The 13,293-nt window shown below is 60.4% G+C and carries 14 protein-coding genes and 4 tRNA genes; 10 read left to right on the top strand and 8 right to left on the bottom strand.

Features of this window, described 5'->3' with window-relative positions; translation table 11 throughout:
• Positions 1–37 precede the first annotated feature (37 nt).
• Positions 38–114 (top strand) — tRNA-Pro (locus PYR71_RS15815).
• A gap of 70 nt (positions 115–184) precedes the next feature.
• Here the strand turns inward: PYR71_RS15815 and PYR71_RS15810 are convergent.
• Both PYR71_RS15810 and PYR71_RS15805 read right to left on the bottom strand, forming a co-directional pair.
• Positions 185–667: a DUF192 domain-containing protein gene (locus PYR71_RS15810; protein WP_275620014.1), complete on the bottom strand. Its 483-nt coding sequence runs from the start codon at positions 665–667 to the stop codon at positions 185–187.
• A 1-nt stretch (position 668) separates the two neighbouring features.
• The gene (locus PYR71_RS15805; protein ID WP_004675946.1) at positions 669–1,247 is read right to left on the bottom strand and encodes a cold-shock protein; all 579 of its coding nucleotides are present in this window, start codon (positions 1,245–1,247) and stop codon (positions 669–671) included.
• 195 nt (positions 1,248–1,442) lie between these two features.
• On the opposite strand from PYR71_RS15805, the gene gloA reads away from it, so the two are divergent.
• The 3 genes from gloA (at position 1,443) to PYR71_RS15790 (ending at position 3,393) form a co-directional block, all read left to right on the top strand.
• The gene (gene gloA / locus PYR71_RS15800; RefSeq protein WP_275620013.1) at positions 1,443–1,883 is read left to right on the top strand and encodes a lactoylglutathione lyase; all 441 of its coding nucleotides are present in this window, start codon (positions 1,443–1,445) and stop codon (positions 1,881–1,883) included.
• 166 nt (positions 1,884–2,049) lie between these two features.
• On the top strand, positions 2,050–3,120 hold the full coding sequence (locus PYR71_RS15795) for a D-Ala-D-Ala carboxypeptidase family metallohydrolase (RefSeq protein WP_275620012.1): 1,071 nt from the start codon (positions 2,050–2,052) through the stop codon (positions 3,118–3,120).
• Between the two features lie 198 nt (positions 3,121–3,318).
• Positions 3,319–3,393: transfer RNA gene (locus PYR71_RS15790), tRNA-Glu, on the top strand.
• A 79-nt stretch (positions 3,394–3,472) separates the two neighbouring features.
• On the opposite strand, the gene PYR71_RS15785 is transcribed toward PYR71_RS15790, so the two are convergent.
• Positions 3,473–4,159 carry a tyrosine-type recombinase/integrase gene (locus PYR71_RS15785; RefSeq protein ID WP_275620011.1) on the bottom strand — a complete coding sequence of 229 codons (687 nt, stop codon included), beginning with the start codon at positions 4,157–4,159 and terminating at the stop codon, positions 3,473–3,475.
• Here PYR71_RS15785 and PYR71_RS15780 point away from each other — a divergent pair.
• From PYR71_RS15780 to PYR71_RS15760, 5 genes are all read left to right on the top strand, one after another.
• The gene (locus tag PYR71_RS15780) at positions 4,113–4,319 is read left to right on the top strand and encodes a hypothetical protein (RefSeq protein ID WP_275620221.1); all 207 of its coding nucleotides are present in this window, start codon (positions 4,113–4,115) and stop codon (positions 4,317–4,319) included. The two genes, PYR71_RS15785 and PYR71_RS15780, sit on opposite strands and share 47 nt — an antisense overlap.
• A gap of 2 nt (positions 4,320–4,321) precedes the next feature.
• Entirely contained in the window at positions 4,322–4,516 is a 195-nt protein-coding gene (locus PYR71_RS15775) for a hypothetical protein (protein WP_275620010.1), read from the top strand.
• A 5-nt stretch (positions 4,517–4,521) separates the two neighbouring features.
• Entirely contained in the window at positions 4,522–4,848 is a 327-nt protein-coding gene (locus tag PYR71_RS15770) for a hypothetical protein (RefSeq protein ID WP_275620009.1), read from the top strand.
• A gap of 327 nt (positions 4,849–5,175) precedes the next feature.
• Positions 5,176–5,250, top strand: a tRNA-Glu gene (locus PYR71_RS15765).
• A gap of 280 nt (positions 5,251–5,530) precedes the next feature.
• Positions 5,531–5,605, top strand: a tRNA-Glu gene (locus tag PYR71_RS15760).
• A gap of 47 nt (positions 5,606–5,652) precedes the next feature.
• On the opposite strand, the gene recJ is transcribed toward PYR71_RS15760, so the two are convergent.
• The 5 genes from recJ to PYR71_RS15735 all read right to left on the bottom strand — a co-directional run bounded on the left by recJ (position 5,653) and on the right by PYR71_RS15735 (position 11,276).
• Positions 5,653–7,455 carry a single-stranded-DNA-specific exonuclease RecJ gene (recJ, locus tag PYR71_RS15755; protein ID WP_275620008.1) on the bottom strand — a complete coding sequence of 601 codons (1,803 nt, stop codon included), beginning with the start codon at positions 7,453–7,455 and terminating at the stop codon, positions 5,653–5,655.
• Between the two features lie 79 nt (positions 7,456–7,534).
• The gene (locus PYR71_RS15750; RefSeq protein WP_275620007.1) at positions 7,535–7,780 is read right to left on the bottom strand and encodes a hypothetical protein; all 246 of its coding nucleotides are present in this window, start codon (positions 7,778–7,780) and stop codon (positions 7,535–7,537) included.
• A gap of 255 nt (positions 7,781–8,035) precedes the next feature.
• Positions 8,036–9,361 (bottom strand): homoserine dehydrogenase, encoded by a 1,326-nt coding sequence (locus PYR71_RS15745; RefSeq protein ID WP_275620006.1) that lies wholly within the window; start codon positions 9,359–9,361, stop codon positions 8,036–8,038.
• 61 nt (positions 9,362–9,422) lie between these two features.
• Positions 9,423–10,640 (bottom strand): LL-diaminopimelate aminotransferase, encoded by a 1,218-nt coding sequence (locus tag PYR71_RS15740; protein WP_064683553.1) that lies wholly within the window; start codon positions 10,638–10,640, stop codon positions 9,423–9,425.
• Between the two features lie 222 nt (positions 10,641–10,862).
• Positions 10,863–11,276, bottom strand: a complete 414-nt coding sequence (locus PYR71_RS15735; RefSeq protein WP_275620005.1) for a hypothetical protein — start codon at positions 11,274–11,276, stop codon at positions 10,863–10,865.
• A 149-nt stretch (positions 11,277–11,425) separates the two neighbouring features.
• On the opposite strand from PYR71_RS15735, the gene PYR71_RS15730 reads away from it, so the two are divergent.
• On the top strand, positions 11,426–13,291 hold the full coding sequence (locus PYR71_RS15730) for a PHA/PHB synthase family protein (RefSeq protein ID WP_416340335.1): 1,866 nt from the start codon (positions 11,426–11,428) through the stop codon (positions 13,289–13,291).
• Positions 13,292–13,293: the final 2 nt, after the last annotated feature.

The raw sequence follows: 13,293 nt of genomic DNA, 5'->3' as shown, positions 1-13,293 counted from the left end.
AGCGCGAGGTGAACCGTGTATCTCCCCGCCCACGGCACGGAGTGTAGCGCAGTCTGGTAGCGCATCTGGTTTGGGACCAGAGGGTCGGGAGTTCGAATCTCTCCACTCCGACCATTCAATTCCCTGATATTCTTTAATCTTTGACAGGCGCATCGTGGCCCGCATTGTTGGAACGTGAGCGCGCTTACTTCGCCTTTGTCGTCGTGGCGCTCATGATCCTGTCGCCCACCTTGATCCCCAATTTGCGGACAATGCCGGCATTGAGTTCAACGACGTATTTCACCGGGCTCATCGAATCGATGATGTCGCGCGAATAGGGCGTTGCGTTTTCCTTGATGTGGCGGATCGTGCCGGCATTGTCGGCAAAGAGCATGTCGAGCGGCAGGATGGTGTTTTCCATCCACATGGCGACGCGCCGCGGCTCGCCGAAATCGAAGATCATGCCGGCGTCATCGGCCATCGTTTTGCGGAACATCAGTCCATGGGCGCGCTGGTCGGCGGTTACCGCGACCTCAACGGTGAAATGCAGCGTCTTCCCGGCGGCGGTCTGGATGAGCAGCGGCTCCTTGTCGAACCGCATCGACTCCTCAGCCAGGGCCGGCAGGGCGACCAAGAAAAAAAGCGCCGTGATGGCGCTTCTGATCGCATGAAGGACGAGATCTCGCATCTCAATGCGACCGGCTTGCCGGGCTCGGAATATCGGGGTGAATTTCTGCGGCCATCAGGCCCTTTTCGCCATCGCCGAAGCGGACGAGAACCACCTGGCCGGGGCGCAGCTCGGTGAGGCCGAAACGGCGAAGCGTTTCCATATGCACGAAGATGTCTTCCGTGCCCTCGCCGCGCGTCAGGAAGCCGAAGCCCTTGGTGCGGTTGAACCACTTGACGAGCGCGCGCTCGAGCCCGCTCGTCGCGGTGACCTGCACATGGGTGCGGACCGGCGGCAGCTGCGAGGGATGAACCGCGGTCGACTGATCCATCGAAAGGATCTTGAAGGCCTGGTAGCCGCGCTCGCGGCGTTGGATAAGGGCAACGATCCGCGTTCCCTCGAGGATCGTCTGGTAACCGTCGCGGCGCAAGCAGGTCACGTGCAGGAGAACATCCTGCATGCCATTGTCCGGTACGATGAAGCCGAAGCCCTTCGCGACGTCGAACCACTTGACGACCCCGGTGATTTCAACAAGATCGACCGTCTCTGACGACAGCTCGTCGAGATCGGTGTATTCGTTCGATGAAATCCTATCAGCCATAGTCGCCAGCCCCTCGAATACGCGTCACACTGTTACGGTTAACTGATTCTTGAAATCAAGATTAACATCTTGGTAACGGATAAGCGCAAGTCCTAGTTTTCGGTTATTCCCAGCTGCACATTTTATCATGTTGACTTGCCCGAAGCTGACCACGGCTTGCCGATAAGGGCCAGCCCCAATAAAGGAGTAGATAGAATGCGTTATCTCCACACCATGGTTCGCGTCAAAGACCTGGACGCTTCGCTTGCCTTTTATACCACGCTGTTCGGTCTGGAGGAGATTCGCCGCCACGAAAACGAGAAGGGCCGTTTCACCCTGGTTTTCCTGGCTGCCCGCGACGATCTCGAGCGTGCGCGCAGCGAAAAAGCTCCCTGCCTCGAGCTTACCTACAACTGGGATACCGAAGATTACAGCGGCGGACGCAACTTCGGCCATCTCGCCTATGAAGTCGACGACATCTATGCAATCTGCCAGAAGCTGATGGACAACGGCATCACCATCAACCGGCCGCCCCGCGACGGTAACATGGCCTTCGTGCGCTCGCCCGACGGCATCTCGATCGAAATCCTGCAGAAGGGAAGCCCGCTTCCAGCCACTGAGCCCTGGGCTTCCATGGGCAATACCGGCGCCTGGTAAGGGTTTTTGCCGCAAGGCTTTTGCGAAGCTTGCGGCTTTTGCGATTTCGGATCCGGCCGGCGCCTTGGCGCTTGCCGCAACCCGGCCCTGCAGGCAAGCTCCAGCTGACTCGACGCGGAAGATGGCGATTTTCGGCCGTTTTCCGCATCAACTGGAGACCGGTTGCTTGCGTAACAATGAGATGCGAATGCCTGTAACGGGCGCTTTGCTGATCGCCACCTCGTTGCTGGCGTTGTCTGGCTGCGCGTCGAACAAGAAGGCGCTCGATTCAGCTGCCGCGCTTCCGGTGGCTCCGGCAACCGCGGCCGCAGAGCCCCAGCTTGGCGCGACAGCGCCCGCGAAATCTGCGCCGCGACATACCGACCCCCGGCTCGTGAATGTCTCCGGCGCCCAGGCCACACCCCAGGGCATGGCGCCGGATCCGAATGCCGCCGTTCCGCCGGCCGATCCGGCAATGGCAGCGCCTGCCAATATCGGCGGGCTGGTCATGCAGTCGACACGGATCAACGCGCAGGCGATGAGCATCTTTTCGGATCACCAGCCGCCGCCGCAAAACAACAGCACGTCCACCATCATCCAGCCGCAAGCCTATGCGCCGACGCAAGGCGTGGCACCGACAAGAAGCAGCGTCTACAGCCAGCCTGCCGTGCCTGCACAGCAGGCGGCGCCGGTGCTGCCGCAGCAATCCTCGGAGAACTCCGGCACGCAACCTCTGCCCGTTCAAACCGCGTCGCTGGCGACAGGCGGCATTCCGGCAATAACGACGAACGCGCTCTACAGCGCGCCGAAGCAGAACCTGCTCGGCAGCCTCTCCGGCCTTCTGCACAAGGCTGCCCTGCCCGGCATGACGCGTGTCGCGCCGAACGGGCTGCACGTCCAGAACGATCATGTCGAGGTCGGCTGCTTCAAGCCCGACCTGTTGAAAGTGATCAAAACGGTCGAAAACCACTTCGGCCGGCCTGTCATCGTCACCTCAGGCTACCGCGACGAAGAACATAACCGCCTGGTCGGCGGCGCTGACGAATCGATGCACAAGAGCTGCGAGGCCGCCGACATCCAGATCGACGGCGTCTCGAAATGGGATATCGCCGCCTATATCCGCTCCTTGCCAGATCGCGGCGGCGTGGGCACCTATTGCCACACGGATTCCGTTCATCTCGACACTGGCAAGAGCCGCGACTGGAACTGGGGCTGCGGCGGCAAACGCGCGCCCATGACGACCGCCAGAGCAATCTGATATCGCGCGCGTGAAACGGCGTCACGTTACGTCAACCTGGTTTGCGGCGCTTCCGACAAGCCATACAAGTCGTTGATTCGTCAGCGGTAATCTCCAATGCTGGCGCCTCGAAAATATCTGTCGTTTTTTTGAAAAAAATCGAATTTGCCGCTTGCGGCTTTTGAAGGTGCTGACTATAAGGGCGCCACCACGAAGGAAGCGCCCTTCGTCTATCGGTTAGGACACCAGATTTTCATTCTGGGAAGAGGGGTTCGACTCCCCTAGGGCGTGCCAACGTGATTGATTTTATTATGTTTTTTCGTCTCAATAAGGGGTTTTCTTTAGGGGTTTCCCCTAACCCCATTTTTCCCCCTTAACTGACAATCCGAATATTGCCGCGCCGCTTCATCCCGTCGCGCCGCTCTTCGCGCTCGTTGATCGTTTTCATGATATCGACCATCGCCTGCTTCTTGTTGGCGTCGCGGACATAGATATCTGTCACGGCCATAGACGAATGACCCATTGCGGTCATGATGGCGCGGGCTTGCACGTTGCACTCGGCCAGATACGAGCCGAAGGTGCGGCGTAGGCCGTGGATGGTATAGCCGGCCGGGATGCCGGCTTGTCTGCACCAAACGGCCATTTGATTCGTGAGGCTCTTCTCTGAGAACGGCGTGCCATAGGCGGTCTTTAATACCGTTCCTTCGCGGTGATTGAAGACGCGGAGGGCGTCGGCCAACTTCGAGACAAGCGGGATAAACATTTCCGCACCGCCTTTGCCTTGGCTGAAAGTGAAGGCCTCGACGGCAACGATTTCACCGGTGAATAGTTCGACTTCGTGCAAGTCGAGGGCTGACCATTCGAGGCCGGCGACGTCGCCGCGACGCGAACCAAGCCAAAAGGCCAAAGCGTAGCAGGTGCGGGCGGCAGTGCCGGGCGGGTGGCGGGCCTCGAATTTCTCACGGATCGACAGCGGCCAGGCGGGGTTTTTCGCCGACTTCGGCGGCCGAACCTTGATCGAAAGCGACGGGTCTTTTTCCGGTGCGATCCATCTTTCCACCTTTTGCGGCCTCTCGCATCTAACTTCAGTCGTAACGCTTTTCACCGGCGTTTACCGCCTCGATATCCTTGTGCGGGCGGCGATGGCCGCCGTTTCCGTGGTGACGGCCATTTCAGTTATTCATGATTATTTTCAAGGGCGGCAAATGAGGAACGGATAAAAATGGATGCGGAGGCCTTCGCAACCGTGGTTTCTACAGTAGCCGTCGCTATTGTTTGCGGCATAATCACTTATCGCGTGTCGATCCGGCAGGTTAAGGCGGAGATTGCCGCCGCGTTTCAAGAGCATATCGAGAAGATGCACAATCAACACAAAGAGTTTGTGCAGGCGGTGCAGGGTGGCGACGGCAAGGATTAAATGCGGTGGATCTGGCGCCCTGGCTAACCTTCGTCGGTGCTTTAACCACGGCGATAATTACTGTTATCGGAACCATCTATGTCGCTAGGACGCGGACGCGCGTTGACGTCGGCGCCTCGATCACGACCGGCTTTCGCGAGCTGACCGATCAGCTTCAAGAAGAGCGAAACCAACTTTCCGAAATCATCCGCCGGCAGCGTGAGGATTTGGCCGAGGCCGAACGGGCGGGCGCGCGCCAGGCCGCCGCCCTGCGGAAGCTTCGCCGCCATTGCGCGTTGCTCGAAGACAGACTCGCCAAGGCCGGAATCGCGATCCCGCCGCCGCCGAATTGAAACTGAATATTATTCGTGCGATTTGCAAAACGGGTTTTTAGGGGTTTGGGGTTTTTAGGGGTTTCGTTCCTCCGATGTTCTGAAAAACCCCTAACCTCGAACCGGGCATTTTTGCCCGGTTGAACGTCCAACTTTTCGGACCTTTGCCAAAAGGGGGAAAGGGGTTTTACGGAACGCGGCGAGAACGAAACCCCTAACCCCTCATAAAAAAAGTCAATGATTTCAAAAAAGATGACACGCCCCTAGGGCGTGCCACTCTCGACATCGAGACCAACGCATCTGCTTGCAGAAGCCATCGTGCGCTCCTATTTTAACAAAAACCGGCCTGCGCCCTTCGTCTATCGGTTAGGACGACAGATTCTCATTCTGTAAAGAGGGGTTCGACTCCCCTAGGGCGTACCACATTCGGGCTATACCCTTCCTATGGCGAAGGCGCGTCGCATTAAATCTGTTTCATCGACGAGGCAGCTCGCTCCGATGTCGCAAGGCGTCGCGTGGAGCTCTTGTCGTGGGCGCGTAACGCTGCCGGACGATCCGCCAGGCTTGAATTCTTCCGGTCCGCCATACCGTTCGCCACGATTTTCCACAGCCACAAAAAAATCGGCGAAAACGATGATTTTTTCGCGTCTTGGCGCTTGCGGCTTTTGAAGGTGCTGACTATAAGGGCGCCACCACGAAGGAAGCGCCCTTCGTCTATCGGTTAGGACACCAGATTTTCATTCTGGGAAGAGGGGTTCGACTCCCCTAGGGCGTGCCACTTTCTTCCCTTTGAATTCCTCATCATCAGCCTGTTTGCGCCGCCTTCTATTTTGCCGGCGCGGCATCGCAGACGCGCAACTGGATGCGGCGGGCGCCCTGGTAATGCTCGGCGCCGAGCGTACCCGCGACATGCAGGCTGGCGCCGCGTGAATTGACGAGAAGATTGCCGAGCGCCGTATCGGCGGCGCGGAAGGCGATTCCATCGAGCCGCGACCCGTCCATTGCCTCCAGCGTCACCTTCACATGTTTCTCACCGACCAGTCGGGCGTCGCGCACGCGGTGCGCCGGCACGGCAAAGAGCGGCTGGGCGTGGCCGGAGCCATAGGGGCCGGCCGCCTCCAGGCGGTCGATCAGCTCGAGCGTGGCGCCGCTGGCGCCGATCGCCCCGTCGATCTTCAGCATCTCGTTGGCGACCAGGTTCGCCACCGTCCTTGCCGCCTTTTCGGTGAAGAAGGTTCTGAGCCTGCCGAGATCGGCGCGCTCGACGGTCAGCCCCGCAGCCATGGCGTGGCCGCCGCCCTTGACGAGCAGCCCCTCGTCGACCGCCGCCCGCACCATTCTGCCCATGTCGAAGCCGTTGATGGAGCGGCCGGAGCCGGTGCCGCGGCCGGAGGGATCGAAGGCGATCGCGAAGGCCGGCCGTTTGAACTTTTCCTTCAGCCGCGCCGCGATCAGCCCAACGATGCCGGGATGCCACTTCTCATGGGCGGTGACGATGACGGAGGCGCCCTCACCGTCACCATATTCGGCGAGCGCCTCAGCTTCCGCCTCCTGCAGCATCATGGCCTCCATCGCCTGCCGCTCGCGATTGAGCTCGTCGAGGCGCTGGGCGATCATTTCAGCTTCGCCGGCATCGTCGAGCGTCAACAGGCGGCTTCCGAGTGCTGCATCGCCGATTCGTCCGCCGGCATTGATGCGCGGGCCGATCAGGAAGCCGAAATGATAGGGTGTCACCGGGCCGGCGAGCCCAGCCTTGCGGAAGAGTGCGGCTAGCCCGGCATTGCTCTGGTGGCGGGCGGCGACCAGCCCCTTGACCACATAGGCGCGGTTGAGCCCCTTCAGCGGCACAACATCGCAGACGGTCGCAAGCGCGACGATATCCAGCCATTGCAACAGGTCGATGGCCAGGATGCGCTTATTGCCGGCCGCGCGCAGCAGCCTCAGCGTCGCCACCAGCACCATGAAGACGACGCCCGCCGCGCAAAGATGCCCCTGCCCCGACAGATCGTCTTCACGGTTCGGATTGACAAGCGCATGGCAGGGCGGCAGCTCATGTGTCACCTGGTGGTGATCGATAACCACGACATCGATATTGCGCGCGGCAGCAGCCGCAAGCGCCTCGTGACTGGTGGATCCGCAATCGACGGTGACGATCAGCCGCGCGCCATTGTCGATCAGCTGGCTGATCGCCGCCGGATTGGGGCCGTAACCTTCAAAGATCCGGTCGGGGATGTAGATATTCGCCTTGACGCCGAAATGGCTGAGAAAGCGGAACATCAGCGCGGATGAAGCCGCGCCGTCGACATCGTAGTCGCCGAAAATCGCCACGCTCTCGCCCCTCTCGATCGCGCGCATGAGGCGGGACGCCGCCTTCTCGCAATCGGTCAGCGTGTGGGGATCGGGCATCAGGCTGCGGATCGTCGGATCGAGAAATTCGATCGCCTCGTCCACCGGGACGCCGCGCCCGGCGAGAACGCGAGCGATCAGATCCGGCAGCCCGTGAACCTGCGACATGGCGAGTGCCCGATTCTGACCGGCCTGATCAAGCCGCGCCACCCAGCGATTATCGAGCGCGGATTTCTCCACCCCGAGAAACGCGCGCTGTACCGGATCGACGAGATCTGCCATGCCAAACTCCGCTGATGTCATCTGTTTTTTTACAAGAGCAGCGGAGATAACATAGCGATAGACTTGCAGACACGGATTTTTACCAGAAGATCGCCCAGACGATCATGGCGATGCCGCCGATCTGGACGAGCAAGAACGAAAACAGCGTCAGCAGAATGGCCCAGTTGCGGCCTTCCGTATGTTCGTCGTCAAGCGCCTCGTCGTGACTCTCTTCACGAATGTCACGGCGTACCGGCTTGAGGATGTGTGCAAACATCTCAGGGCGGGCTGGCGGCACCTTGCTCGGGCTGCCATGCTCTTTTCCGGCGTGGCTGTCCTTGCTCATGAAATGCTCCACGCCGACGACTCACCATTTATGGTTTTATTTATATCAATATTTCGGCGGTTGGTAATATAGACTTCCGCAAGGGGAGTCTGAACAATTGACAGAAAAAACCGCCCTGTGCAGAGACAGGGCGCCTCATACTCCGAGCGGGAAATGCCTAGAGCGCCGTACCTCCATTTCGGACGCACAAAGCACGCGCCAACACTCTGAATCTACGCATCGCGCTTTCCGAAAATCGATTCTCGTGCGGATGCGCTAGGCTTCTTCTTTCGGCCGTTCGATACGGATGACCTGCGGCTCGCCGAACAGATAGCCTTCCGACTTTATCGAGGCGACGGCCTTGCGCACCGATTCCTCCATCGTCGCATGGGTGACCAGAATGATCGTCTGGTGATGGGACGGCGCCAGATGCTGCTTGGAGCGTTGGACGATCGATTCGAGCGAAATGTGGTTTTCGGCCATGCGGGTTGCGACGCTGGCAAAGACGCCGGTGCGGTCGAGCACAGTCAGGCGGATGAAATAGCCGCCTTCGTGGCTCTGCATCTGCGCCTTGCGATAGGGCTCCAGCGCCTTTGCGGGATGGCCGAGCACCGGCACGCGCTGGGCGCCCGGCTGGCTCTTGGCGATATCGGCAATGTCGCCGAGCACAGACGAGGCGGTGGCATTGCCGCCGGCGCCGGGACCGACCATCAGCAGCTCGCCGAGCACATCGGATTCGATCGCCACCGCATTGGTGACGCCGTCGACCTGGGCAATGACCGAATCGACCGGCACCATGGTCGGGTGCACGCGCTGCTCGATGCCGGTATCGGTGCGCTGGGCAACGCCCAGGAGCTTGATGCGATAACCGAGTTCGGCGGCGGCGTGGATATCCTCGATCGAGATGTTGGTGATGCCTTCGAGATAGATGTCGTCGGCCGCGATGCGGTTGCCGAAGGCGAGCGTCGTCAGGATGGCAAGCTTGTGGGCGGTATCGTTGCCTTCGATATCGAAGGCGGGATCGGCCTCGGCATAACCCAGCCGCTGCGCTTCCTTGAGGCATTCGGCGAAGGAAAGCCCTTCCTTCTCCATCTTGGTCAGGATGTAATTGCAGGTGCCGTTCATGATGCCGTAGATGCGAGAAACGGCATTGCCCGTCAGCGATTCGCGCAGCGCCTTGATGACGGGAATGCCGCCGGCGACCGCCGCTTCGAAATTCAGGAGCGAGCCCTTCTCTTCTGCGATCGTCGCAAGCTCGACGCCGTGATAGGCAAGCAACGCCTTGTTGGCTGTCACCACGTGGAGACCACGCTGCAGTGCCGTGCGAACCGAAACGTTGGCCGCCCCTTCGGCGCCGCCCATCAGCTCGACGAAAACGTCGATGTCGCCATTTTCGGCAAGCTCTTCCGGCCGGTCGAACCAGGTCACAGCGGAAAGATCGATGCCGCGGTCTCTCGTTTTGTCACGCGCGGAGACCGCCGTGATGATGATCGGACGCCCGCAGGTGACGGCAAGCTCGTTGCTCTTCTGCTGAATGATGCGGACAAGCGAGGCGCCAACGGTGCCCAAGCCCGCAATGCCGATTTTGAGGGCATCTGCCATGGATCGATCCTGAAATGTCTGTGTGTCGGCAGCCGCGGAAAGCGGCTGCCGAGAGTTGAGATTAGCGGTGTGCGTTCAGCGAAATGACGTTATGCATCGTTTCGTCCGCCGTCGACATGAACTTCTTGATGTTGCGCGCAGCCTGGCGGATGCGGTGTTCGTTCTCGACAAGCGCCAGACGGACGTAGTCGTCGCCCATCTCGCCGAAGCCGATGCCCGGGGCAACGGCGACGTCGGCCTTCTCGACCAAGAGCTTGGAGAATTCCAGCGAACCGAGATGACGGAACTTTTCCGGGATTTTCGCCCAGGCAAACATCGTCGCAGCCGGCGGCGGCACGTCGAAGCCGGCCTTGCCGAAGCTTTCGACCATGACGTCACGCCGGCGTTTATAGACGTTGCGGACTTCGGCAATGTCGGAGCCGTCACCGTTCAGCGCGTGGGTCGCCGCTACCTGTATCGGCGTGAAGGCGCCGTAGTCGAGATAGGATTTGACGCGGGTGAGCGCCGCGATCAGCCGCTCGTTGCCGACGGCGAAGCCCATGCGCCAGCCGGGCATGGAGAAGGTCTTCGACATCGAGGTGAACTCGACGGTCACATCCATCGCGCCCGGCACTTCGAGAACCGACGGCGGCGGGGCGCCGTCGAAGTAGATCTCCGAATAGGCAAGGTCGGAGAGCACGATGATGTCGTGCTTCTTGGCGAAAGCGATGACGTCCTTATAGAAATCGAGCGTCGCGACGAGGGCGGTCGGGTTCGAGGGGTAGTTGAGGATTAGCGCCAGGGGCTTCGGGATCGAATGCCGGACGGCGCGCTCGAGCGGCGGGAAAAAGCTTTCATCCGGCTCAACCGACATCGAACGGATCACGCCGCCCGCCATCAGGAAGCCGAAGGCGTGGATCGGATAGGTCGGGTTCGGGCAGAGGATGACGTCACCGGGCGCGGTGATCGCCTGCGCCATATTGGCGAAGCCTTCCTTGGAGCCCAGGGTGGCGACCACCTGCGTATCCGGGTTGAGCTTGACGCCGAAACGGCGGGCATAATAGGCGGCCTGGGCGCGGCGCAGGCCCGGAATGCCCTTTGAGGACGAATAACGGTGGGTGCGCGGGTCCTGCACGACCTCGCACAGCTTGTCGACGATCGCCTGGGGGGTGGGAAGGTCAGGGTTTCCCATGCCGAGATCGATGATATCGGCGCCGCCCGCTCGCGCGCTTGCTTTCAAACGATTGACCTGTTCGAAAACATAAGGCGGCAAACGCCGGACTTTGTGAAACTCTTCCATTTCATTCCCCATGGAAAGGCGGCATTTTGGGCCGCAGTCGAAGTTCGTTCCGTCTCCCGGCGGCTGCGACACGAACTTCAACAATCGCAGCGCCGTATTCATCACACCCAAGCCGCGCGGCAAATCTTTGACGAAAAGGCCGCGCAAAGCGCATTATCAGGAAAATTGCATCTTCCGATCCTTGCCGAAGGCTTTGCGTCCAAATTGCCTGAAAGGCAAGGTCTATTTGGAGATTTCGGAGAGCGTCTGCTCGCCGTGCTCGGCGGCCAGACGGCGCATTTCGGTGACCTTGGCCTGATATTCGGCTTCCGAGATCGTGCCGGCCTTGCGTCGGGCGGCAAGCGCCGTCAGCTGATGCTGCAGTTCGGCCGCCTGCTCGTCGCTCATCTGGACGTTGGCGGCCGTCAGCGGCGCGCCGAAATTCGGATAGCCGTCCGGCGACTTCGCAAGACCGCCTTCGACCGCCTCGCCCTTGGTGGCCGGCATGACGACGGCGGTCGGCGCCGCTCGCTTGGCAGCGGCCGCGGCCTTCTCCTCCGCCGTCAGATTGCATCCGGCAAGTGCCATCGCCGCCGCGGCGCAAATCAATGCGGTGCGGTTGAAGGTTGCGATGCGCCGGATGCCGTTCTTCGTCATGCCTCAAAATCCAGTTCTGACTGCTTCGACTGTTAAATTTGTCGCAGCCACAAAGCAATAGCACGAGCCGATGCGGGTGGAACTTGTTTTCTCGTTCGGTCACGATGTACAACGAAGAGATAAAAAGGGTGCTGCCGCCGGAGGAAATGGTGACCGACAGCAAGCAGGAGAGTGGCAGCCAGAAAAATGGCGGCAAGACCGGTTTCGATGCAACCGATCTCGATCCCTATGTGCTGAAGGATCCCGAGACCATGGCGATGAATTTCGCCCGGGCGCTCGAAAATCTCGGGCAGGCCGCTTCGGCCTGGCTTGCGCCGCGCGAACGCGGCGAGATCACCGAAACCGCCATTGATCCTATGGCCGACATGGTCAAGACGCTGTCAAAAGTCAGTGAATACTGGATTTCCGATCCCCGCCGCACCTTCGAGGCGCAGACGCAGCTGATGTCTTCGTTCTTCGGCATCTGGATGCGCTCGATGCAGCGCATGCAAAGCATGAGCGGACTGCAGGGCGAGCCCCTGCCGCCCGAGCCCGACACCCGTAAGGACAAGCGCTTCTCCGACGAGGACTGGGAGAAGAATCCGTTCTTCGATTTTCTGCGCCAGGTCTATTTCGTCACATCAGACTGGGTGGAGAAGCTGGTGTCGGAGACCGACGGCCTGGACGAGCATACCAAGCACAAGGCCGGCTTCTACGTGAAGCAGATCACGGCAGCGCTGTCGCCGAGCAACTTCATCCCCACCAATCCGCAGCTCTATCGCGAGACGATTGCCAGCAACGGCGAAAACCTGGTACGCGGGATGAAGATGCTCGCCGAGGACATCGCCGCCGGCCACGGCGAGCTTCGCCTTCGCCAGACGGACATGACGAAATTCGCGGTCGGCCGCGACATGGCGCTGACGCCGGGCAAGGTAATCGCCCAGAACGACATCTGCCAGATTATCCAGTACGAGGCGTCGACCGAGACGGTGCTGAAGCGGCCGCTGCTAATCTGCCCGCCCTGGATCAACAAATTCTATATTCTCGACCTCAACCCGCAGAAATCCTTCATCAAATGGTGCGTCGACCAGGGTCAGACCGTCTTCGTGATTTCCTGGGTCAACCCGGATGCGCGCCACGCCGAAAAGGACTGGGCGGCCTACGCCCGCGAAGGCATCGATTTCGCGCTCGAGACAATCGAGAAGGCGACCGGCGAGAAGGAGGTCAATGCCGTCGGATACTGCGTCGGCGGCACGCTGCTGGCGGCAACGCTGGCGCTGCACGCCAAGGAGAAGAACAAACGCATCAAGACGGCTACGCTCTTCACCACTCAGGTCGACTTCACTCATGCCGGCGACCTGAAGGTCTTCGTCGACGAGGAGCAGCTTGTCGCGCTCGAAGAGCATATGAAATCGGCCGGTTATCTCGACGGCTCGAAGATGTCGATGGCCTTCAACATGCTGCGCGCTTCCGAGCTGATCTGGCCCTATTTCGTCAACAGCTACCTCAAGGGCCAGGAGCCCCTGCCCTTCGACCTGTTGTTCTGGAACGCCGATTCAACCCGCATGGCGGCGGCGAATCATGCCTTCTATTTGCGCAACTGCTATCTTCGCAATGCGCTGACGCAGAACGAGATGATCCTCGACGGCAAGCCCGTGTCGCTGAAGGACGTGAAGATCCCGATCTATAATCTCGCCACCCGCGAGGATCACATCGCGCCTGCCAAATCCGTCTTCCTCGGCAGCCGGTTCTTCGGCGGCAAGGTGGAATTCGTCGTCACCGGTTCGGGACATATCGCCGGCGTCGTCAACCCGCCCGACAAGAAGAAGTACCAATTCTGGACGGGCGGCCCGGCCAAGGGCGAGTACGAAACCTGGCTCGAGCAGGCGACCGAGACGCCGGGATCGTGGTGGCCGCATTGGCGGGCCTGGATCGAGACGCATGACGGCAGACGCGTTGCGGCGCGCAAACCCGGCGGCGATGCGCTGAATGCGATCGAGGAAGCGCCGGGAAGTTACGTGATGAAACGCGTCTGACA

The organism is Rhizobium mulingense (assembly GCF_029194105.1).
In the GTDB taxonomy this organism is placed as follows: domain Bacteria; phylum Pseudomonadota; class Alphaproteobacteria; order Rhizobiales; family Rhizobiaceae; genus Rhizobium; species Rhizobium mulingense.
The sequence above is the reverse complement of the archived record's forward strand: the minus strand, read 5'-3'. Positions and strand labels throughout refer to the sequence as shown.